The organism is Flavobacterium artemisiae, assembly GCF_042678225.1.
GTDB lineage: Bacteria > Bacteroidota > Bacteroidia > Flavobacteriales > Flavobacteriaceae > Flavobacterium > Flavobacterium artemisiae.
Window position 1 is genome coordinate 1 of record NZ_JBHUDZ010000022.1, and the last position, 23,670, is coordinate 23,670.

At 37.9% G+C, this 23,670-nt stretch carries 12 protein-coding genes; 4 read left to right on the forward strand and 8 right to left on the reverse strand.

Annotation, left to right across the window (positions count from 1 at the left end; translation table 11 throughout):
- A partial coding sequence (locus tag ACFSC2_RS25080) for a beta strand repeat-containing protein (RefSeq protein ID WP_379818737.1) occupies nt 1–6,090 on the reverse strand: 6,090 nt, incomplete at its 3' end.
- 917 nt (nt 6,091–7,007) lie between these two features.
- On the opposite strand from ACFSC2_RS25080, the gene ACFSC2_RS25085 reads away from it, so the two are divergent.
- The 4 genes from ACFSC2_RS25085 to ACFSC2_RS25100 all read left to right on the forward strand — a co-directional run bounded on the left by ACFSC2_RS25085 (nt 7,008) and on the right by ACFSC2_RS25100 (nt 12,854).
- The gene (locus tag ACFSC2_RS25085; protein ID WP_379816584.1) at nt 7,008–7,358 is read left to right on the forward strand and encodes a hypothetical protein; all 351 of its coding nucleotides are present in this window, start codon (nt 7,008–7,010) and stop codon (nt 7,356–7,358) included.
- Nucleotides 7,359–7,616: 258 nt separating this feature from the next.
- Nucleotides 7,617–8,612, forward strand: a complete 996-nt coding sequence (locus ACFSC2_RS25090; RefSeq protein WP_379816585.1) for an SDR family NAD(P)-dependent oxidoreductase — start codon at nt 7,617–7,619, stop codon at nt 8,610–8,612.
- Nucleotides 8,613–8,641: 29 nt separating this feature from the next.
- The gene (locus ACFSC2_RS25095) at nt 8,642–9,454 is read left to right on the forward strand and encodes a helix-turn-helix domain-containing protein (RefSeq protein ID WP_379816586.1); all 813 of its coding nucleotides are present in this window, start codon (nt 8,642–8,644) and stop codon (nt 9,452–9,454) included.
- An 82-nt stretch (nt 9,455–9,536) separates the two neighbouring features.
- The gene (locus tag ACFSC2_RS25100) at nt 9,537–12,854 is read left to right on the forward strand and encodes a TonB-dependent receptor (protein WP_379816587.1); all 3,318 of its coding nucleotides are present in this window, start codon (nt 9,537–9,539) and stop codon (nt 12,852–12,854) included.
- Between the two features lie 152 nt (nt 12,855–13,006).
- Here the strand turns inward: ACFSC2_RS25100 and ACFSC2_RS25105 are convergent, their stop codons facing one another.
- The 7 genes from ACFSC2_RS25105 to ACFSC2_RS25135 form a co-directional block, all read right to left on the reverse strand.
- A complete protein-coding gene (locus ACFSC2_RS25105; RefSeq protein ID WP_379816588.1) occupies nt 13,007–14,302 on the reverse strand; it encodes a glycosyl hydrolase family 8 in 1,296 nt (431 codons plus the stop codon).
- A gap of 25 nt (nt 14,303–14,327) precedes the next feature.
- Entirely contained in the window at nt 14,328–15,284 is a 957-nt protein-coding gene (locus ACFSC2_RS25110; RefSeq protein WP_379816589.1) for a glycoside hydrolase family 43 protein, read from the reverse strand.
- Nucleotides 15,285–15,286: 2 nt separating this feature from the next.
- On the reverse strand, nt 15,287–16,882 hold the full coding sequence (locus ACFSC2_RS25115; RefSeq protein WP_379816590.1) for a glycoside hydrolase family 43 protein: 1,596 nt from the start codon (nt 16,880–16,882) through the stop codon (nt 15,287–15,289).
- A gap of 132 nt (nt 16,883–17,014) precedes the next feature.
- Entirely contained in the window at nt 17,015–19,543 is a 2,529-nt protein-coding gene (locus tag ACFSC2_RS25120) for a glycosyl hydrolase 115 family protein (RefSeq protein WP_379816591.1), read from the reverse strand.
- Nucleotides 19,544–19,571: 28 nt separating this feature from the next.
- A complete protein-coding gene (locus ACFSC2_RS25125; RefSeq protein WP_379816592.1) occupies nt 19,572–20,498 on the reverse strand; it encodes a sialate O-acetylesterase in 927 nt (308 codons plus the stop codon).
- Nucleotides 20,499–20,548: 50 nt separating this feature from the next.
- Entirely contained in the window at nt 20,549–21,769 is a 1,221-nt protein-coding gene (locus ACFSC2_RS25130; RefSeq protein ID WP_379816593.1) for an SGNH/GDSL hydrolase family protein, read from the reverse strand.
- A gap of 46 nt (nt 21,770–21,815) precedes the next feature.
- On the reverse strand, nt 21,816–23,540 hold the full coding sequence (locus ACFSC2_RS25135) for a glycoside hydrolase family 43 protein (RefSeq protein ID WP_379816594.1): 1,725 nt from the start codon (nt 23,538–23,540) through the stop codon (nt 21,816–21,818).
- Nucleotides 23,541–23,670: the final 130 nt, after the last annotated feature.

The window sequence follows — 23,670 nt, forward strand, 5'->3', positions numbered from 1 at the left end:
GACTGCCGCATTAGGATTTACCGTAATGCTGCCGCTCAGGCTTGCGCTTGAACAGCCTCCTGTTGTGGTCACCGTATAGTTGAATGTTCCAGAAACTGTCGGCGTTCCGCTGATGGTGAACACGCCGTCTGCAAAACTTCCTGTAACACCCGCAGGCAGTGCGCCTGCTGTAAGTGCCGCTCCTGTTGCCCCAGATGAAGGCGTGTACACAATGCTTGTCAATGGCGTATTGATGCACAATGTCTGGCTTGCTGTTGCCGCTGCAGAACTCAGAGCGATTGCCGCATCAGGATTTACCGTAATGCTACCGCTCAAATTCGCGCTAGAACAGCCTCCTGTTGTCGTCACCGTATAGTTGAATGTTCCGGAAGCTGTCGGAGTTCCGCTGATGGTGAACACGCCGTCTGCAAAACTTCCCGTAACACCCGCAGGCAGTGAGCCTGCTGTAAGCGCCGCTCCTGTTGCCCCAGATGCTGGAGTGTACACAATGCTTGTTAATGGTGTATTGATACACAATGTCTGGCTTGCTGTTGCCGCTGCAGAACTCAGAGCGATTGCCGCATCAGGATTTACCGTAATGCTGCCACTCAAATTCGCGCTAGAACAGCCTCCTGTTGTCGTCACCGTATAGTTGAATGTTCCAGAAGCTGTCGGTGTTCCGGTGATAATGAAGACACCGCCTGCAAAACTTCCCGTAACACCCGCAGGCAGTGCGCCTGCTGTAAACGCCGCTCCTGTTGCCCCAGATGCTGGAGTGTAGACAATATCTGTTAATGGTGTATTGATGCACAATGTCTGGCTTGCTGTTGCCGCTGCAGAACTCAGAGCGATTGCCGCATCAGGATTTACCGTAATGCTGCCGCTCAGGCTTGCGCTTGAACAGCCTCCTGTTGTCGTAACCGTATAGTTGAATGTTCCAGAAGCTGTCGGCGTTCCGCTGATGGTGAACACGCCGTCTGCAAAACTTCTTGTAACACCCGCAGGCAGTGCGCCTGCTGTAAGCGCCGCTCCTGTTGCCCCAGATGCTGGAGTGTAGACAATATCTGTTAATGGTGTATTGATGCACAATGTCTGGCTTGCTGTTGCCGCTGCAGAACTCAGAGCGATCGCCGCATCAGGGTTTACCGTAATGCTGCCGCTCAGGCTTGCGCTTGAACAGCCTCCTGTTGTCGTCACCGTATAGTTGAATGTTCCGGAAGCTGTCGGAGTTCCGCTGATGGTGAACACGCCGTCTGCAAAACTTCCCGTAACACCCGCAGGCAGTGCGCCTGCTGTAAGTGCCGCTCCTGTTGCTCCAGATAAAGGCGTGTACACAATGCCCGTAAGAGGAGTGCTGATGCACAATGTCTGGCTTGCTGTCTCAACTGCAGAACTCAGAGCGATTGCCGCATCAGGGTTTACCGTAATGCTGCCGCTCAGGCTTGCGCTTGAACAGCCTCCTGTTGTCGTCACCGTATAGTTGAATGTTCCGGAAGCTGTCGGAGTTCCGCTGATGGTGAACACGCCGTCTGCAAAACTTCCCGTAACACCCGCAGGCAGTGCGCCTGCTGTAAGTGCCGCTCCTGTTGCTCCAGATGAAGGCGTGTACACAATGCCCGTAAGAGGAGTGCTGATGCACAATGTCTGGCTTGCTGTCTCAACTGCAGAACTCAGAGCGATTGCCGCATTAGGGTTTACCGTTACTGTTGCTATCCCACTTTGAGTTTGTTCACAAGCAGTAGTGCTGCCATCCTTAACGCTCACTAAAGTATAGCTGAAAGTTCCCGCTACTGTTGTTGGAACCGCGATTGTTGCTGTTTCAGAAGTAAGGTCAGTACTAGAGGATGAGACTGTCTGCGTTGCGCCTTTATCATCTGCATAAGTAAAAGTATATGGCGTTTTTCCATTTGCTCCCGTAAATGTTACCTGAGGTGCAGTTCCATTTAGGCAGACTGCTGTCGTTCCTGAAATTGTAGCCGTTGGCAATGCATTTACAGTAACTGTAGCAAAACCTGTTTGGTTTTGTGCACACGATGATAAACTACTATCTTGGACGCTCACTAAATCATATCTAAAAATACCTGCTGTACCTGTATCAATCGAAATACTTGTACTTTCTTCTGTTCCGTTTGTTTGTTTTGTTAAATTATTTCCGTTATTAATTTTGTACGTAAACGTATATGGAGGTGTTCCCCCCGCACCCGTGAAGGTCACTTCCGGCTGCGGAGCATTCTGGCAGACTGCTGCTGTTCCTGTAACCGATGCCATAGGAAGGGCATTGACCGTAATTATTGCTGTTCCTGTCTGAGCATTTGCACAGCTGTTTGCATCGCTTACGCTTACAAGCGTATAATCAAAGCTTCCCGCAGCGCCTGTCGGAACGGAAACAGTAGCCGAATCTCCCGATAGGGTCGTTGCGATCTGGTCTACTCCCCCGTTTATCCTATAGGTGAAGGTGTAGGGCGCCGTTCCTCCTGCCCCTGTGAAGGTCACTTCCGGCTGCGGAGCATTCTGGCAGACTGCTACTGTTCCTGCAATTCCAATAGTTGCTGTTGGCAATGGATTAAATGCTACCACAACTGGCATGATTGTACTGCATCCATTAGCATCTGTACCCTTTATATAATAGGTTCCTGAGGTTGATATGGTACTGGGCGAATTTAAAGGATCTGTTCCTTCTGGATTTGTGAAATAGGTAAACGTTAAATTTGGCGTACTTCCTGCTGTAACATTAGCTGCTGTAATATCTACCGATACTCCTAAACATACCGCTGGCGGATTTGTAATTTGAATTACAGGATTTGCGTTGACCGTTACTATAACCACTTTAGCTGGAGGAGGAATTGAGCAGACTCCATCTGCAGAAACGGTAACGTAATATGTAGTTGTTACGGTTGGGCTAACGGATGCTGTTGCTATATTACTGATAGAAGTTTCTAAATCAGGATCGGTATACCAAACAAACTGCGGATTTACAAGCGGGCTTGTCGCGGTTAATACAGCAGTTTCTCCCGCACATATGGTCTGATCTGATGTAGTAATATCGGTAAGCTGCGCTACGGGATTAACCGTAACGGTTACCGCTTTACGGTTCCCTGCTTCATTTACACAAAGATCTGTTCCTTCTACACCAATATAATAGGTAGTTGTAGTTGTCGGACTGACAGTAAGATGATCGTCTGTTCCTAATATCGAGGCCGACCCCAAATTACTATCGTACCAAGTAAAAATAGGATTTGATATTGAAGGCGCAAAAGCTTCTAAAAGTATATTATTTTCATTCGGACAAATCGTTCTTCCTTCTGCAATGATCTGAGAAACATCTGCACGCGGACTCATCACCACTGTAAAATTTGTCGTTTTATCTGTTCCGCAACCACTTGCTACGGCTGTAATAACAGCTGTTCCATTAAATGCTGTATTCCATTCAACTCTTTCAGGTATACCGCCTGCTCCCATTGTTCCCGCTTCTGGAGGAGAAATATGATAGCTTATTGATGAAGCATTGGGTGCCAATGCCGCATAATCAGAAAATTGCGGCGATACAGACTGACATAACAAACCAGCACTCGAAGCATTAAAAACGGGAACGCCTACTTCTGCGAGCGGATTTACAGTTACCATAGTAGAGCCATTTATAACACATCCAGCTGTAGAATTAATGCTAACTTTATATTCACCGCTATTTGCTGCAGTAAGATTTGGAATATTTAAGGTGTTACCGGTCACGGTAGAATTGTTTGGCAATGTCCAAACGATACTCGAAACTGGTCCAACTGCTACGGTCGAAAAATGAAGTGAAGCACCGCTGCAATAGGTATTATCACCAAAAATAACATCGGTAAGCTGCGCCAAAGTTGCCAGCGTAAAATACTGGTTTACTTCATAACAGCTTGTTTTTGCTTTCACAACATAAACTCCTGGCGTTAATCCGGTAAATACTGTACTAGTCTGACCCGTTGCTGGAAAAGCCGCATCGGTATCCTTTTTTATATAATACGTAACTGTTCCTACGGCATTATTCACTTTTACTGTCAGGCTCCCAGTTGAATTGCCTGGACAGATAACACCTCCCGACTGCGTAAGATCAAAAGCAGGAAAATTGGGCTGCACGGTTAGCGGTACAACGGCGGTATTTTCAAAAACTTCAGAGGGCAGTAACAATCGAGAATCATTTTTTCTACTTAAAGCTATTTGATAATCTCCTGACAAATCTGCGGCAAATGTGAAAGGAATTACAGCACTGCCTTTAAGAATAAAACTGGCGTCTGTTGATATAAAAGTAGTTGCCCCAGCAGGAGCACTTAATAACCTCGGATAAGAATACTCATTTCCATATACGGTATACAAAACTCCAGAAGTATCAAGCTGATTTCCAACTGCCGTAACTTTAATTTCCCCTTTTTTAACATAACGGTCACAAATTGTAGTACTCGGTACAGAGGTAACATTTTGTAATGCTACACTAACGATATAACTTCCGAGTACTATGTCGTAATCTGCTGTAAAACATTGTGAATCCCGTATCCTAATTTTATAAGTTCCAGGAGTCAGATTATTTCCCAATCCAATAAAATTACTTGATGCTGTAGGTGTTACGGTTAGGTTAATAGGTGATGGTCCGCTGACCGATTCAATGTATACAGGTGCAACAAGGCCAAGAGTCGTTGTAATACCACTTACGACAAGAGCCGATTTGCCAATGTATTTACTACTTAAACCATCTGTAAAAGTAATTTTATCTTTATTCGATTTAGGAGTATAATAAGCAGGGTCAATATAAAAATTATTGGGATCTGTTTGTCTTGGGGACTCGGTTATTGGTGAACTTGTTGAATTTACAAACACGTATGTAGGCAGCAAAGCTCCTGTTCCGTCTTTTGCTACAAGGGTGTATCTTTTGCCTATATCGAGTTTAAATTTAAAATTTTGAGGAAGCACATAATGCTGTGTATTTGATGTTCCGTTTTCGGTAACATCTAATGTTATAGGCTGACAACCTCCAGATTGAAAGGTGCTAGTCCAGACCTCAACCTGAGTTGGTGGTGTACAGGCTTCTGGTGTCGAATCATCATAAATAGTGAAACCTACATGTACAAAGGGTGTTATTTTAAATTGATTATATTGCGCTAAATCGAGCTGAGTAGTTTTTGTAATCCCACAAATGGTCACAGAAAGCTTGATTAATCCCCATTTACTCCTGTCATTTGGCAATGGATAATAAGTAGTAGGAGACGAAATCTGTGTCGCTGTTATGTTATCATAAACATCAAAACCTCCCGAAGCATTTTGAATTTCGATTTTATACATTTCGTTTCGGCCGTTAGGAAACGATGGCCCACCTGTTTGTGTTGTAATGTCGGAGATTGTTGCATTAAGTACGTAGGCAAGATTTTTTACCGAGGCTGATGCAATTCCGGAACAAACATCTCCTGGAGTATTATATATTACATTAAAAGAAGTGGTTGATGGCTGCGGGTTTACTGGTGCTAAAGTAAAATCAGTATAGGGTACGTTGGGCTGTACAGTTACAGTATTGGGAGCATATACTACTGTGCCGCAAGCATCTGTAGTTCTTATAGTATAAACGCCCTGAGGAACACCATCAAACGTTGCTGATGTTCCGGAACCTGATGTTTGTTTTTGCTGTATTACAGTATTCCCTGAATCTAACAATTCGGCAGTATAAGGCTTATTTCCTCCTGTCATCGTAACAATCACCCTGCCAAGAGGATCACCCGATGAAGGACAATACGTTAAACGATTAGAATAATAACTCGGGATAGATGGCGAAGTAGTATTGTACTGATTTGCTATAGAAATAGTATTGGAAGAAGGAACAAAAACGGCTCCATTGTAATAACCATAATAATAATTACCCGGTGGTAAAAAAGAAAAAACCGGAGACGTACTGCTTATGACATCTGTAGCTATATATGGAGATTTTGCTATGCCATAAATAATAGGAGTTGGCAGACCTGTTGCTGTAATTTCTATTTTACCATTTGCAGCACAAGTTGAGGGGGTCGCTACAGCGGTAACGGTTTGGGAATAGATACTCCATAAAGGCAAAAGAAGTAACAATATCAATAAAGTAATTTTTGTTTTCATAAAATCGTTTTTCATTAAACAATAGTTACGAATTGCCCAGTTTTCTTTAGAAGATTTCACTATATGTGTTTTTAGATTTTTTTGTTCTTAAAAATGCGGTGCAAATTTCAGTCACAATAGAATCTTAAAATGCCTCTGGAAGCCTGTAAAATGATAATCTAAGGCATATTTAAAGCAACTTTTAATCTTTAAGAGTTGTTTTTATTAGTTGATTGTGGATTATTACAATTGTCAAATTCTCAAAAAATTGTTCAGTACATTTGGCAAAAGGCAGATAGCAGTAAAGAGATGAAGAAGGAAATAATAATGAATGAAAGAAAAATAATCTGCTCGTTATAAATAATTAAATACAAATATACTGATTTTCAAATACTTAAAATTAAAAATTAATATTTTTATTAGAAGATATGCCTTTTTACAGGGCAAAAGTTAAGGTGCTTTAAACAGAAATTACCATAATAATGTTTGGCTTCTTTTTGGTTTGTGCGTTTAAAAATCAAAATGACAAAAGCAGCCCGCTAAAAAATAGTAATAAAAAGTTCCTTTTACTCATGACTCAAAAGTTTTAGATTCTGTTATTTAAAAAGTCTGCACCCTGAAAGAAGATGGTTATATGGGAAAACTATTCTACAAGGCTTTTCATCAAAATTATATAATAGCACTCAGCTATTCTTTTTAAAGATGTTGCAGATTATAAAAATGAAACATGTTTGTTTGACCTTTAAATCCGAACCTGATCATAAACACGTTGCAAATTATAATATGCAACCGAAACAAAATAAATGAAGTCTCTCGATTAATTAACTAGATTGCTCGTAGTTTCTCAAGAACTGAAAAATTTAATTTTGGAGTTGATACAGCTGCTGGTATATCAATTTCAAAAATTAGTATCTTGGAGTCTTTTAAATAAAAATTAAATGAATATAAAGTTAAAATGTTTACTCTTATTATGTATTCCGTTATTCTCTTCATGTTTGAATGCCGATTGTGAACAAGTATCTGAAATTTATAGAGAAAAAGAATGTTTGCTGATTGTAAAAGAAGTTCCTCATAAATACGGTGTTTATTTTAAAATAAAAGGCACAAGTTTAAAAACTGGAAAAGATACATTGTATGATGAAGAAAATAGATGGTTTAGTCTTTACCTTAAAAACATTAAAAAAGGTGATACAATTATTAAAAAGAAAGGAGAGCTAGTCTTTAGTATTCATAAAAAAGATACCGTTTTCAACTTTAATTGGGAATGCCACGGAAAAATTTATAAATAAAAAATTAGGAGAAGAAAAAGATAATTTCATAGATGTTTTTTTAACCAATATCGCTCAGATATATAGACAAGATTAGCGCGGAAATTTTTCCGTGCCCGCAAAGTGAATCGAGAGTAATGACTAATCCTCAGGGAGCGAGAAGATACATTATCTCAATTTAGCGGACGTTTAAACAAAATATATTCGGACGTTTAAACAAAACAGCAGCTTTTCATACCTTTTAACTTTGTCCATTATAATAATTAAAAATTAAAAAGAATGGAACAGAATAATTATCAGGGCATTTTACAAAAATCAATCAACTCTGGATTTAATAAAAATTCCACAGCTGCTGAAGTAATAAAAGGAATTGATCTGAATGGAAAAACGGCTATTGTAACTGGAGGAAATACCGGCATAGGTCTTGAAACTGTCAAAACACTTTCGACTGCAGGAGCCTCTGTAATTGTACCTGCAAGAGATATAGCTAAGGCAGAGAGAAATCTACGGGGCATTTCAAATGTGACTATTGAAGAAATGGATTTAATGAGCCCCGACTCTATCAGCAGTTTTACTCAAAAGTATCTTGATTCAGGAAGAACGCTTGATCTTCTTATAAACAATGCCGGTATTATGTGGGTGCCGCTTCGCAGGGACAGCCGAGGTTATGAATCACAGCTGGCTACTAATTATCTGGCTTTGTTTCAGCTGACTGCTCAACTATGGCCCGAATTAAAGAAAGACGGTGGTGCAAGAGTCATCAATGTATCTTCTGGAGGACATCAGTTTTCTGATTTTAATTTTGAGGATCCCAATTTCTTAACCCGAGAATATGAAACACTTCAAGCATACGGACAATCCAAAACAGCTGTTAATCTTTTTTCGTTAGAATTAGACAATCGCGCAAAATCGTATAATGTACGCAGTTATTCCCTATGTCCAGGGGCTGTTGGAGGAACGGAATTAGGAAGAGAAGCACCTCTTGATTTATTTCATAAACTTGGTTTTAGCGATGCAGAAGGCAATATACTGCCGGAAGTTAAAGCGTCCTTAAAAAGCGTTGAACAGGGTGCTGCCACAACAGTTTGGGCCGCTACAAGTCCATTGCTAAATTCTATTGGCGGGGTGTACTGCGAGCATGCAGATATAGCTGAGCTGCGTTCTGATGTATCTGTTATCGGCGGCGTTAAGCCTTATTCCCTAGATCAGAATAGTGCCGAAAGATTGTGGAAATTAAGCGAAGAGTTCACGGGAATAAAATTTGATATTGCTTAGATTTTGTATCTTTATGCCACATCAGTACTATGGATTATCAGGTAAATTATATAAACCCAGAGATTAAACTTTCCCTTTACAACGGTAAATTGTTTAAGACCGAAGCGGCATTTGATGACCATTTGCTGGTGTGGCTGATTTCAGGCGAAACCAAAATTATTCAGGCCGATGAGACTTTTATATTTGAAGCTGGGAGCACATTCTTAATTCCCAGAAATCAGCTAGCCGCCATAATCAACAGACCAAAAGACGGATTGCCGCATAAAGCTGTTGCAATGCATTTGAAGTCCGAAAGATTACGTGAAATTTACGGCCATGAAAATCCAAGATCCAAAACAGTACAGTCAAGAATATTCAGTTTTCATAAACATCCTCTTTTAGAAAGCTGTCTGGCTTCGCTTATTCCTTACTTTGAGATGCAGGAGAATTTCCCTGAACACATCGCTTCATTAAAAATCAATGAAGCAGTTTTCATCCTTAAAACAATTGAAAGAGATATAGACTGCATTCTAGCCGACTTTGAAGAGCCAGGGAAAATTGATTTATTGGCTTTTATGGAAAAAAACTTTATGTTCAACCTGCCTTTAGAAAAGTTTGGTTATCTAACAGGCCGCAGTCTTACCACTTTCAAACGTGATTTTTTCAAAGTTTTCAGTTCTACGCCACAAAGATGGCTTACAAAAAAGCGACTTGAAGCAGCGCATTATCTCCTTTCTCAAAAAAATAAAAAACCAGTAGATGTATTTTATGAAACTGGTTTTGAAAATTTTTCACATTTTTCTTTTGCATTTAAAAAACATTATGGTTACCCGCCAAGCCGACTTAACTCCCAAGATGTTTGATGTTTTTTTGTTAATATTACGTTAACACGACTCATTTTATATGTTATAATTTTGCCAAAAACTTTAAACTTATAACACCAAAATGAAAAAAATTCTATTTGTTTTATTTATTTTTCTAACAGCATTGGGACATGCACAGGTAACTGGTTCGGCTATGTCAGGTATTGTTAGATCAACTAAAGGAGAAGCACTTCCCGGAGCTACTGTAGAAATTATTCACAAACCTACTGGTACAAAGTACTTTTCTACTTCTGATTATGACGGAGGTTATTCTGCACAGGGTTTAAGACCCGGCGGACCGTATACTGTTAAAGTAAGTTACGTAGGATATAAGACTTCTGAAATAACGGACATTAACGTTGGATTAGGAAGTAACTTAACTGTTAACATTAAAATTGAAGAAGAATCAAATGCCCTTCAAGAAGTTGTGGTTTCTACAAAATCAAAAGGAAACTTCAACAAAGGCCGAACTGGAGCATCACAGCAGTTTTCAAACAGAGAAATTACAGCTGTTCCAGTATTAGGATCAAGATCTGTAAACTCTGTAACAAAATATAATGCAAATGCTGGTGCCAATGGTACATTTGGAGGACAGGATTCAAGATTAAACAACTTTACAATTGACGGTTCTGTTTTTAATAACGGTTTTGGTCTAGGTTCTGAGTCACAAGCTGGAGGAAGAACTGGATCTACAGCAATTTCTTTAGATGCTATTGAGCAGCTGCAGGTAAACATTGCTCCTTTTGATATTCGTCAATCTGGCTTTTTAGGTTCAGGTATTAATGCTGTAACTAGAAGTGGTACAAATGAAATTGAAGGTTCTGTTTACCATTCTTTCAGAAATAACAAAAAGAGTTTTATTGGGACTCATCCTGGTAAAGATGTAACAATTAAACCTGGAACATTCGACGAGAAAATTTGGGGAGCACGTGTGGGCGCGCCAATTATCAAAAACAAATTATTCTTTTTTGGTAACTTCGAAACTATCGAAAATGTAAGCCCGGCTACTACTTGGACATCTACTGGTTCTCCATCTGGAGGTTCGCAAATTTCTAATCCGACTTATACTGAAATGCAGACACTTTCAAATTACATGAAAGACAAATTCGGATACGAAACAGGTCCATGGGAAAACTATGATGCTAATAAAACATCTAAAAAATTCTTAACTCGTATTGACTGGAATATTAACGATAATCATAAACTTACAGCTCGTTACGTATTTCATAATTCATCTTCTGACGAATTAACTTCAAATTCAAACTCGTTAGGTTTTGGTAACCGAAGAACAAGTGTTTTGGCAATGTCTTACAAAAACAGCGGTTATACCATTTTAGATAACACTAGATCTATCGTAGTAGAATTAAATAGTAAATTTGGAAACTCATGGTACAATAACTTCATTGCTGGTTATGACAAACAAATTGAAGATAGAGGTCTTCAAGGCGGTGGATTATTCCCAACAATTGATATCAAAAATGGAGCAAATACTTATATTTCTGTTGGTTTAGATCCGTTTACACAAGGTAATAAACTTAGCTACTCTACGCTCCACTTTACTGATAACTTAACTAAAACTATCGGAAAACATTCTATTATTTTAGGAGCTAACTTTGAATATTTCAAATCAAGCAACTTGTTTTTCTCTGGTTCAAACGGAGTTTATGTATTCAACTCTTTAGCAGATTTTTACGCTGCTGCTGATGAATCTGCTGCAAACGGTGGTGCGCCATCTTCGGCTACAACTACTTCTCCAGCACGTTTTCAATACAGATATTCTGCATTACCTGGAGGTGAAGAGCCAATGCAGATTTTAAAATCTAATAAACTTGATTTATATGCTCAAGATGAGATCAAATTAAGCGATAACTTTAAATTAAGCGTTGGTCTTAGAGCTTCAAGAGTTTGGTTTGCTGATACAGCATTAGAAAACCCTACAGTAACTGCAATGACTTTTGCAAATGGAGAAAAATTCAATACAGGAGAGATGCCTGATGCACAATATTTATTTGAACCTAGACTTGGTTTCAATTTAGATTTAAACGGAGATGCTTCTACATTACTACGCGGAGGTTCTGGAATTTTCACAGGAAGAGCTCCATCAGTTTACCTTTCAAATCAAATTGGAAACAATGGTGTTCTTACAGGATTTGTTGATGTCAGCGGTGCTGCTTTAGCTGCAGGAGGATACGGTTTTACCCCTAGACCTGCAGATTATTTTACACCGGCAACTCCAACCTTGCCTACAAGTTTTGATTTAGCTTTTACAGATAAAAAATTTAAATATCCTCAGGTTTGGAAAACAACAATGGCTGTTGATCAAAAACTTCCTTTTGGTTTCGTAGGTACTGTTGAAGGAATCATCCAGAAAAACATTAATGCTATCAATTATTATAATGCTAATTTTGATGCACCTGTAGGAACTTTTGGAGGTCCTGACAACAGACCAAGATATTCTCGAAATGACGCAGGAACAAGAGTAAATGATAATGTTTCTAATGGAATTGTATTAACAAACTCTGACAAAGGATACTTCTACTCTACTACTTTCAAATTAGAATACCCATATCAAAATGGTCTTTGGGGATCGATTGCTTATACCCATTCTGAAGCTACAGATTTAATTTCTCCAGGATCAATTGCATCTGGTTCATGGACTGGTGCAAGATCTATTAACGGAAACAATGACTTAGCTGTTTCGGCTTCAAATAACAATACGCCACATAGAATCGTTGGGGTTATTGGTTATAGAATTGAATATGGTAAAGGTTTAGGCGGTGCTACTTCTATCAACTTAGGTTATATTGGAGAACAAGCAAACCCATTTACATATGCTTACGGAGGAGACATGAACGGAGACAGAGTTAACGGAAATGATCTTATCTACGTACCAAACAGTGCATCTGAAATTCGTTTTGCTCCATTATCAGTTACTAATGTTGTAAATGGTGCAAATGTTGTAACAACTTATTCTGAGGCACAACAGCAAGCAGCATTTGATGCTTACATTAATCAAGACAAATACCTTCGTACAAGAAGAGGTCAGTATGCTGAAAGAAATGGAGCTATTCTTCCAATGCTTCACAGATTAGATCTTTCTGTTACTCAGGATATCTATATTAAGATTAAAGGTAAAAAGAATTCTTTCCAAGTAAGAGCAGATATTCTAAACTTTACAAACATGATTAATAAAGATTGGGGAGTTACACAAAGAGCAACTAATGCAAACGTTCTATCTTACAACTCAACAGCTGCAGGAAATGTACCAGTGTATCAGTTAGCTACACAAACAGATACAAACGGAATTAGAACATTAATAAAAGATACATTCCAAAAAAACACATCAACGTTTGATGTATGGCAGGCACAATTTACCCTTAGATATACATTTGGTAATTAAAAAATTGTTTTTTTACCCCGTTAATTGTTTTTAAAAAAAAGCCCTCTCATTTACTTGAGAGGGCTTTTCTATACTAAACAGATTTGACGTGCTATCATAATGAATTTCAAATTTTGGAATTATTAACTTAAAACCTATTTGATTTGACCTGATCAATCCATTGGAGTTATAATTTGATAATTACCGCTAAGATGCATCAGACTAAAAAGATACATTAATCCATCATAATAGGGATCAAAATAACCATCTTTATACGGTTCTAATTTGGCGTTCCAGACAGCATGAACAAAATCCATACTTCCTTTTTTTGAATTTATTAATGAAGTTGCAGCAGCTGTTGATACCAATCCGATGGAATGTCTGAGTTTTTTTACCGGACCTGCCTGAAGTATAAAATCTGGAGTAGAACCATCGAGATTATATTGATCTACATAAGTATCCATTCCTTTTGATCGCAGAAAGTTTTGAAATCTTTCGGCATATTCTTGCTGCCATTTTTTATCTTTTCCGTACCAAGTATAATCCATTGCAATATTCATTGGGACACGCCATGAATCGTAGCGAAATGCCGCCGGCATCCAAGATGTTGAATGTGGTTCTCCGTTAAATTCGGTATAATCTGCTGTTAAACCTGTTACCGGATGGCAGGCTTTGTGCAGAAAATTACGAGAAACTTCTGCACATTCTTTATAAAACTTTTCGTGGCCGTCTTTGGCATAAACTGCCCATATTTCATAAAATGCAGGAACATGATAAGACGGATCGGTCCAATTATAACCGCCGGCTTCAGGAACAAAAGTTATTTGTTTGTGTTCAGTATTGATGATATTGAATACGTTATCGGTACCGTCTTTTTTCCACATAGCATCTAATATTCTTCTAGCTTCTTTATAATAATCTATTCCCGTATCATTACCCCATTTATTTGAAGCAAAAAGCAGACTTGTAATATAATACAGTTCTCCATCTGAAGCTGAACCCTGCGAGTTCTGTTTTTTTGTATGCGGATTTACACTCCATGCAAAATAAGCTTCACGAGGGCCGTTCTGATGCTGCATATACTTTACTGACCATCTCCAGAGACGGTCAAAAGCATCTTTTTTGTTGAGCTGCACGGCAATCATCATTCCGTAAGACATTCCTTCTGTACGAGCGTCATTATTTTTAATATCAGAAACATATCCTAATGAATCCCCTTCTATAAAATATACACGGTTTGGTCCTTCAAAAATATCGTAATAAGCTTTAGCCATTTTTTTATCTATTTCTGACTGACTGTAACCTGCTTCTTTAAAAAGATTACGGCAATAAGGTCTTTTTATATTTGATTTGTCTATTTTATTTTTAGTTTGCCCTATCGCCAAAATTGGAATAAGAAATAGATACATCATGATCAAAACTGGGACAGAGTTCCTGTTTTGCGTTTTAAAAATGCTTTTTGCAGTCATGAGTTTTATTTTTTTATAATGAAAATTACTTGACTTTCTTAACTCCTTCAGTAGTCTGTACTATTTTTTTAATACTTCCATCTTTATTATAATACAGATAGTCTACACAAATGGCACGTCTGTAACTGCCTCCAGTTGGCAGACTTCCGTTATGATAAAAAAAGTATGATTTGCCTTTGTAATCAATAATGCCCGGATGTGTTGTAAAACTGTTTGGTACATTTTCCTGAATTATTCCTCGATAATCCCACGGTCCTGTTGGACTTTTAGAGGTACAATATTCTATCATTTCAGGCTTCGTGCCTTCACTCGCATAAACTAAATAATACAACCCTTTTCTTTTGTACAGCCAAGGACCTTCTATATAATTTTTAAGCTCTACGACTGTTATAGAACTATCCAATTCTATCATGTTTTCTTTAAGTTTTACCCATTTACAGCTGCCATTTCCCCAGTACATATAGGCTTGTCCATCGTCATCAACAAATACAGTCGGATCTATGTCATCCCAAGAATGTTTCTTGTCTGTTGTCATTTCGTTAGTAATCAATGCCTTGCCAATTGCATCTTTAAAAGGTCCTGTAGGATTATCTGAAACTGCTACTCCTATTGCCGCCCCTCCTTCGCTTACATTATCCTTTTTATGAAATGTAGAAACAAACCAATAAAATTTCCCATTTCTCTCCACACACTGCGCAGCATAAGCATCTCCATTGGCCCAAGAAAATATACTTGGCGAAAGTACCGCTCCATGATCTTTCCATGTTTTCATATCTATAGTAGAAAACACATGCCAGTCTGCCATTTTGTAATTGGTATCCTCAGTAGTTGCTGTATCGTGTCCAGTATACAAATAAAGTATGCCGTTATGTACAAGAGGTGCTGGATCGGCAGTAAAAATATCTTTGATTATAGGATTTTGAGCTTGTATCTTAACTGATAAACAAATCAACATCAATAAAATTCTAACTGTATTTTTCATTTTTATCTTTTTTGTTTAATTATTTCCAAATCGCTTTTATCACTCAACTTGAAATAGTCAAAATCGACAAAGCCTCCCGTGTTTTGTGTTGCATAATTGAACAAACCAAATCGGTAGCCCATAAAGTGTGGAAGCGTATACGGCATCTTTATAGGTTTTCCAATGCTTATCCATTTTTTTCCGTTTAGACTGTAATAAAACCTGCCAGTATCGGCTTTGTTTTTAAAATCACATTCTGCTTTAAAATATATTTTGTTTTGGTGTAAAGGCACACTTTCAATTTCTTTTGCATTTCCTTTTTCAGCATCAATCATTACGATTTTTTTCGTGCCGTTTTCAACTTTCACGGCAATAAAACCAAAGTCTTTCTGCAATAAAGAAAGTCCAGCCATATCGCCTTCTTTCATATTAGAAAGTTCCAGCATGGTACTTCCCAAACATTGCGGACCAAAAGTTCTTTGAGTTAATGTATTTTTAGACTGAACAAAACTGCTGTCTATTCGCGCGGTTTTCAATCTTAAATAACCTTTTCTTTCGCTCAAAGACCAAAGTGAATTATCTGGATTATGATTCCACTGCCAAACCAGCGGAAGATTATTCTCGCCATTTTTACGGTTAAAATCATCTGAATTTACAATTCCGGGAATAAGGCTTTTATTGACAGGTAGATCCAGATTTTCCGGCACTTTGCCATTTTCACCTAAAACCGGCCAGTCGTTTTGCCATTTTACAGGAACGAGATACGGAATACGCCCTACGCCCCCGGCATCTCTAAATAAATAGGAAAACCATTTTCCATCTGGTGTATCAATTAGGCCGCCTTGTGCAACGCCAAAATCCTGCAATCCTATTTTTCCTTCCCAAGGTCCAGAAATAGTATTGGCTTTGTGAATAATGACTGTGCGCATACCGTCTTTGGGCCAGCAGATAGTAAACAAATAGTATTTTCCCTTTACTTTAAAAAGCTGTGATCCTTCAGAGGGAAGCATAATATTATCTCCGGCTGGAGCGTTGGCATTTTCGATCAAAACTCTTTTCGTTTCTTCTTTAACTGCTGAAAGATCGCTTTGTAATTCTGTGATGTATATTTTGCCGCTTCCCCAGACCAAATAAATTTTTCCATCATCATCAAATAAAAGCGAATGATCATGATACGAATGGTTTAAAACAGTTCTTTTCCATGGTCCTTTTTCAATGTTTTTTGTAGAAAAAATATACGTTTTGCTCGTTGTTCCAGAAAAAGTGCTTACATAATAAATGCCGTTATGAAAACGCAGACTGCTTGCCCAAGAACCTCTTCCATAATCGTTTTTACCGTTATCAAGATTTAATTTATCATCATCATTTTCGAGTGTTTGATAGGCGTAATTAACCAGTTTCCAATTTATTAAATCATTTGATTTCATGATAGGAACACCAGGATTCATGTGCATCGTTGTACTGCTCATATAATATGTTTCCTGAACGCGGATTATCGATAAATCTGGAACATCAGCATAAATGACAGGATTATGCGCTGTGCCTATTTGAGCCATAACATTTATGATGCTAAAAATCAACATTAAAACGGTATATGAAAGATGTCTTCTTGTTTTCATAATCTTTTGTTTTAGGCTGTTCATAATTCTTCGCAACTCACGGCTGATAAATCTTGGGCTTCCACTCCCGTTTTTTAATACAGCAGCAAATTTTATTTTTCATTTTATTCCGTATGTTATTAATAAAAGACTTTACTCAGCAGTCATTTTACTTTCTGGAGCTCCCAAATAAGAAGGTTTTAATCCGCCGGTATCAATTAAAATTTTCTGCAGTACGATTCCAGGATCTAAAACACGAAAACGAAGTATATGTTTTCCTGTTTTTGAAATGGTATGTTTGGTAACAGAATGAATTATATGTTCTGCCTGCCATTTCCCTAATTCACCGCGATAATGTCCATTAAAATTTACTTGCTTCGGTTTTTCTCCGTCAAAAGAAATTTCGTAGCGAAGTCCTTTATTGCTGTTGAAATTAAGCGTTGGAGCCAAAAGAAGTTCTACCGTAAATTCTCCAGTAGAAGTAAAATTAATTTCATATTCTACAAAAATATTTTCATCGGTGGCTGGATAACTATTTTGTGGAAATGTTGTAATACCGCTGAGTGTTTTTCCGAAATCCGGAATCACTTCCCAATGTATTTTTTTTGAATCTGCTGCTTTAGAAAAATGCTGTGCTTCTATCGATATGAAACCGTCTTTTTCCTGAAAAACTTTAGGTTCAATAATTTCTTTTTCCGAAAGATACGTTACTTCTGGCAGTATATTTTTTGGAGTGTCATGCCAGGCTTTGTATCCTATACGCATTTGATCAATCATATGTGTCCATTTTCCGTCTGAAATTTCGTTATTGTATTTATTTTGAAGGATTGAATCACGCTCAAAATTCTTTTTTACCTCAACCGCATAATAATTAGCAAGGCTGTTTTTTTCTTCTGCCAATTTTTTATTTTTCGCTTGAGCGAAATACATTTCATAAAGATTACAGCACGCATCGATTGGATATAAAATCAACTGAAAATAAGCATCTTTGTACACTGCTGGAAGTTCATTATAAACACGGTACGCATCTAGCGCTAAGTTTTTGTAGTCATTCACAACGGTTTGAAATTCGTTGTAATTTTCTAAACTATACGTTTTGCCGTCAAGCATTTCGGGTGTAACACGGCGGTTGAATTTTGGATACGTATTTAACAATCTGGCAATTTCTGCAGCATGTTTTTCTCCAAACTGATCTGCTGCCCATCTCTGGGTAAATTCAAAAAGGTTTTGTGAATTGAAATGCTTCGGATTCCAAGCCATATCGAGGAAGAAACTGATCGGAAATTCCATTGGTTTTAAATCGCCGACATTTACAATCCAGATTTTATCGACTCCGTGTTCATAACTCAAATTCATCTGCTCCCAAACTCTTTGTATTGGACTTATATTAATCCATTTTGAATTTCTCGGACCGCCGACATAATCAAAATGATAATACATACCGTAACCGCCTTTGTGTAAAGGTTTGGTAAGATCCGGCAGTTTACGCACATTTCCCCAGTTGTCGTCGCAAAACAAAAGTATAACATCTTCTGGCACACGCATTCCCTGATCGTAATAATCCTGAGCTTCTTTGTACAAAGCCCAGACCTGTGGTGTTTTATTGGCACTTTTACCTGTTTCTTTTTCTATAATTCGGCGTTGTTCTTTTACAATATTTTCCAGCAGAATTATATTAATGCCTTCGCTCATCGCTTCATCACCATCACCGCGCATGGCTATCGTGACTATTTTTTCCCAATTTTTACTGCGCTGAATTCCGGTTGTCCAAAATTCATCTAAAACGGTTTTGTTTTTAGAATAATCCCAAATGTTCGGAAGGTTATTTTTTTGGATGTAACGTCTCCAGTCAGTTTGTGCCAAAGCCATAGGTTCATGATGTGAAGTTCCCATTACGATCCCCATTTCATCTGCCAGCGGACCGCTCGCTGCGTCATCATCATAAAAAGCATTTCCCCACATAGCAGGCCATATATAATTAGCTTTTAGTCGAAGCATTAATTCAAAAACTTTTTCGTAAAATTTACTGTTAAAGCCTCCAAATGTGGCTTTTGCCCAGCCGCTTAATGCAGGCGCTTCATCGTTAAGAAAAATTCCTCTGTATTTTACAGCAGGTTCGCCGTCTGTATAAATTCCTTTTACAAAATAAATATTCTCTTTCTGTTTTACCGGAACATCAGCCCAGTAATACCAAGGCGAAACACCAATTTGTTTTGATAATTCGTAAATTCCGTAAATCGTCCCGCGCTTATCACTTCCTGCAATTACGAGTGCTTCATCAACTCCTTTAAACGGATTTTTTACTTGTTGTATAATGAATTTTTCATTTTTGCCTTTGAGTTCTTTTCCGTCGATTTTCTTTTGTTTAACTAAATCATCAATAATAGAATTAGAACCAATCATTCCGATAATAATTAAGGGTGAAGCCATTTTTGGACTTTCATTAAAAACAGCGGGACGATGTCCGGTTACTTTTTCAAAATCTAATTGAAGATTATTTACGGCACGCAAAATTCCGGCGTCTAAGCCTGCATTTACAAAAAAGGAAAGAGATTGCGATTTCTCTTTTAAAACCATTACGTTATCCGTTTTTGTATTCGTTATAAAAGGTTGTGACGCTTTTGAAACATGAAACAAAAGGATAATGACTGTAAAAGAAATCAATTTGAAATAACTTTTCATTGCGGATATTTTATCAATTATCAAATTCTTAGTTCTTTATAGCAGCTGGTACGTTTGGATTTAAAACATCAAATCCTAAAGGCGCCTGAATGATAACGGGTTCGGTAATATTACTTACTTTATACCCCAATAAACTTAACATTTGATCGGCGTAGCGTTTTCCTAATTCTTTGTAACCTTCAGTATTAAAATGTAAAAAATCGGCAGCAACGGCACAGCCTTTTGAAGAAATAACATAGGCTGTTGGAATTGTTTTAGGAAGTACAGCAATAATTTTATTCATGCTCGCGCATTTTCCTTTTTGTTCTTCGTGAACGGTTTCGCCAGAAAGCAAAGGCACTTTTCTAGGATCTAAGTTGAGATCTTTCATCAAATTATCATATACAATTTTGACTTTTTTCGGCCAAAGTGTATCGCCTGTATTCGATTCTCCCTGATGCAGTAAAATTCCCTTTATTACTCCTGTTTTTTGTGCAATTTTTGCCATTTCAACCAACCTGGCGTACGGACTTCCGTTGTATTCTTTTATCATTCCCTTCATCCAGTCGGGTGCAGTGGCAGTGTAACTTTCGGTTTTTTCAGGATCAAAAAGTTCAATTTTACAGCCTCCTACTGCAACGTTTACAACACCTACTTTGATATTTTTTGGAAGATTGGCGACCATGATTCTTCCAAAATTATCGGTAAGAGTAAATCCTGTTTTACAGCGACATAACGGTGGAATCGCGGTGTACCATTTGCCCATTTCACGTCCTAAATCTGGACAGTTAACAGCTTCTAAAACCTCAAAGCGAGGATCTACACCCAGTTTATCCTGAGGTTCTAATGGCGCCGCTCCTTCCATATTGGACTGTCCGAAACTGAGATAGATATGAAAATTGGGATCTTGAGAATACGCGTTTTGCATTATGAAAAAAACAATTGTAAATGCAAAGACTCTAATTAGTAATTTCATGAGGATGATTATTAAGTGAAAGAGCTAAAAAAAAGCTCTTTTTAATGTTATTACTGAAATAATTTTAAATCTACTGCTTCGCCCATTCGCTTATATCCCAGTTCATTTGGATGCAGAAAATCATTATCGTGCATGTTGGACAATATGGTTTTTGAACCAATTTCGGATTCCATTTCTTTGTCAAAGTCTATTACGGCATCAAAACTGCCGCTTCTAATCCATGCATTTACAATATCTCTGGCTTCCTGCTTAAACGGGGCATCATAAAATGATTTTTGAAAAGGCAGTATCGTACAGCCGTAAACTTTGATTCCTTTTGCGTGCGCTTTGTCGATCATTATTTTATAGGCGTCAATAATTTCCTTTGCTTTTGCGGGCGCCTCTTCGGCACGTTTAATTCCGCCAATATCATTGATACCTTCTAAAATAATTAGCCATTTTGTGCCAGATTGCGAAAGTACATCACGGTCAAAACGCTCGAGTGCCGTTGGGCCTAGTCCGCCTTTTACTACACAATTTCCTCCGATTCCTAAATTCAGCACGCCAATATGTTCTGTATTTTTATTAGCGCTCAATCTTGCTGCTAAAATATCTGTCCATCTATTTTGTTTGTTGGTGCCAGAACCTCTTCCGTCTGTAATTGAGTTTCCTAAACAAACAATATTTGAAGCTTTTTTTTCAGCAAGAACATCTAATCCCATAATGGTATACCAATGATCTGTTTTTACAGCCTCAGAAAACATTTCATCTTTTTGATGATCGCCTGACAAAATATAAGACGTCGTACGTGATCCGGGATGACCGGAGATAAGTTTTGGCGCTTTCTCGTAATGAATGGTAACCGCTAAAAGCTGTCCAGCCTGAAGCGGAAAATTAAAAACATCTGAATATATTTCTTTTTCAGGTTCGATTGTTACAGCAGTATTTCCATTAAAGTAAAGCATTTGCTGTGTTTTGATATCAATCGCTGGTGCTTCGGTAACATTTGCAATACTCACCGATTTTACAATCATTTTCTCATTAGTAAAAAGATTTGAAAAACGAAACCGCAACTGATTTCCTCCAATAGAAACTTTAATAATCTGCCTTAATGTATTGCCACTCAAACCCGGTTCTGGAGGCATATTATGAGGTTCTACCTGCATTTGCGCGCAAGTCCATGTTCCAGTCCAGCTTTGGTTTTTAACTTTGGCTGTTTGATTTGATTTACAACTTCCAATAAAAATGAGAAGGATAAAAAATACTATGTTTATGCAATGTTTTTTCTTCATGTTTTTTATTTTCTAAAGTTAAATTATCAGCACATTTTGGTTTATGCTACAATTTCGAATTATTAGCCGAAGTCGCATATAGCCCTACCAATGCACCTGTAAAACCTCCTGCGACATTTGTTGAAAGAATATCTCCAGAAACTGCACCGCCCAGATTTTCAAAAGTGGCATCTGAAACTGCAAAATTGAATTCGTAACTGTCTCCCTTTGCTTTTACCTGTAATTTAACTGTTTTTTTAATTTCTATTTTTTTACTGGCGATTATTTTCGACGCTCCTTTTTCTGTTCTTTCTAAAAGAATATAAGTGTCTTTTCCTTTTTTGGTAATCCCAAAAACATAATTAAAACGTTCGTTTTGCAGACAAACAATTCCAGCAAGATCTTTTTCTGATGCTGGTTTGTAATTTAATGTGGTTTCAAAAGAAAACGTATTGTGCTGCTGTCTGTAAAAAAGTGTCGAAGTTGGTTTTAATTCTTTGATATTGGTTTCAAAAGGATTAATTACAAGGCCTTGTTTGGTAATCGAAATAAAATTTTCGCGAGGCCCTCTTAATCCGATCCATCTATAATCCAATTTACTGGAAGTGAAATTTTCGGTGAACATGAAATTTCCATTCGGTAAGAAGCCGTCTTTCCCTGTTTTGTTTTCGACTCCTTTTGGCATTTTCAATTTGGGTTCCATCAGTACTAATCCATTTTCAAATACAGGAAAAGTTCCAGACCAGTCAACCGGAAGCATAAAAGTCTCACGGCCAATATTTACGCGGTCTTTATCGTTTGGACGAATGCCCAAAAATACGCCGTAATATTTATTATCTGGTCCTTCAATAATATCGGCATGTCCCGTCCAGTCTACTTTATTGGCTCTGTTTTTTGGAAAATATCTTTGGGTAAGTATCGGATTATTGGATGAAGGTTTAAAAGGCCCTTTTGGATTATCAGATATAAAAATCACTTCACTGTGATTGCCTCCAGTTCCACCTTCGGCACACATTAAATAATATTTTCCATTTTTTTTATATAAATGCGGCGCTTCAATCCAGATTGGCTTTTTTGAAAGATCTACTCCTCCATCGACTATAATTTTATCGGTTCCTGGAATTACTTTATCATTTTCGGTATCATATTCCCAGACTTTGATTACGCGATGACCGTTGTAGAGTTCTTTTCCTTTATCCGGCGCATCGTTATGCACTACGTAACCTTTACCATTGTCATCAAAAAAAATACTAGGATCAATACCACCGAAATCTAGTTTTATAGGACTTCCCCAGCCCTTCATCGGATCTTTTGTCTTTACGATGATATTACCCATTTTACCTGTAAAAGCGGTAACAATCATGTAAAAAGTATCGTTATGAGGATTGTAGGTAATTCCCGGAGCGTAAACTCCTTCACTGATTCCCGTATCATGAGGATTAAATTCTTTGACGTTATTTAGTACGCCGCCCAAATCTGTCCAGTTCACTAAATCTTTAGAATGAAAAATAGGAACGCCGGGAAACATAGCAAATGAAGAACAAACCATATAATAATCGTCTCCTTTTTTGGCAATCGCAGGATCTGGGTAACATCCCTGCAGTACGGGAGAGTAAAATTCGTCTGATTTTAGCGGATTTTTGGTGTAAATATTATCGTTCCCATTATAGATAACATTAGAAAAAACAGGCGATGGCACGCTTTTTTTCTTTGCATTTTTTTCCTGAGCTCCTGCTTGAAGAATAGTCAGGAAGGTTATGGAGAATAAAAGAAATCCTTTGCTTGAAATCATTTTTTGTTGTTTTAAAATGTAATGAAGAATGTCAAAAAGCCGAGAGAATTACTCTCGGCTTTTAACTAACAAAACTTAAACTTATGAAATAAACTCAATGTATTGTGATGCTTATGATAATTGTCTGTAT